The following is a 362-nucleotide window of genomic DNA, read 5'->3' as shown; positions in this document are numbered from 1 at the left end:
GTGCCAGACGGCTGACCGGCGGGAGTCCGCCGAGTGCGCTGTGGCGGCGTCGAGTGTTGTAGTGCTCAAGCCAGGGCGCAAGTGCGGCGGTCCGCTCGGCGTTGGTGATGAAGACCTGCCGGTACGCCCACTCGGTCTGCAGAGTGCGGTTCAATCGTTCGACCTTGCCGTTCTGCCACGGGCAGTGCGGTTTGATGAACTTCTGCCGTATGCCGTGCTCAGCGCAGACCGCCCGCAGCGACCACCGGTAGGCCCAGGCGTTGTCCGTCATCAGCCGTTCGATCCTGGTGATGCCGTGGCCCGCGAAGTAGTCGATCGCGCGGACCAGGAAACCCGCACAGGTGGCGCCCTTTTCGTCCGGG

General features: G+C 66.3%; 1 protein-coding gene. It reads right to left on the bottom strand.

Translation table 11 applies throughout. From position 1 onward, the window contains the following. The coding region (locus AC1DYG_RS20875) for an integrase core domain-containing protein (RefSeq protein WP_477641732.1) at window positions 1-362 on the bottom strand (362 nt) is incomplete at both ends.

The organism is Pedococcus sp. P1_H8, from assembly GCF_056405175.1.
Note: the sequence above shows the minus strand (reverse complement) of the source record. Positions and strands in the feature narration are given on the sequence as shown.